The sequence below is a fragment of the Acidimicrobiia bacterium genome (genome assembly GCA_029210695.1).
Classification (GTDB): domain Bacteria; phylum Actinomycetota; class Acidimicrobiia; order Spongiisociales; family JAHEDJ01; genus JAHEDJ01.
In genome coordinates this window covers 1-515 of the sequence record JARGFH010000177.1, presented here as the reverse complement: position 1 = coordinate 515, position 515 = coordinate 1, and the positions used below count along the sequence as shown (strand labels likewise).

Annotated in this window: 1 protein-coding gene; it reads left to right on the top strand. The window is 60.0% G+C overall.

What is annotated here, in order from left to right; translation table 11 throughout:
• Window positions 1-314 precede the first annotated feature (314 nt).
• On the top strand, window positions 315-515 hold a 201-nt coding region (locus P1T08_18970), incomplete at its 3' end, for a hypothetical protein (GenBank protein ID MDF1598152.1).

Genomic DNA, 515 nt, shown 5'->3' with positions numbered 1-515 from the left:
ATCGTGTGAGGGTGCTTGGGTGGCGCCCAACGGATGCCGCTCCCGAGTTGTTCAACGTGCTTCTTGGTTTGGCCCGCCAGGCCGATGGTGGCGGCCAACCCCAGAAACGGAGCGAAACGCCTATGGTTCCGGGGCTCTGACAGGGCACGCGGAAGGGACTCGATGGTCAGGCTCCTGATCCGCCTCGAACCCCCAACCTTCTGATCCGTAGATCTCCAAGCGGAGTCCATACTGGCTGTTCAGGTGGCCGCACGCCGCCGTTCGTTTGGGATAGGTTTGACATAAGGGCCCTGCCTGCCGATAGTTTCCTTGCAATGCGCCTCGCTATCGAAATACCGCTGATTCGCCGAGGAGATGTCGTCGAATCCGACGGCTTCATCCAGGCACTCGCCGAGATTCGAACTGCAATCTCGCGCGTGACTTGGCCCCCTGATTCCGACGAATTCACTATCTTCCCCGAGTCTGGGAAGAAGCGCGGAAAAGGAAGCGGAGTCCGCCCTATTCGGGACAGGTTC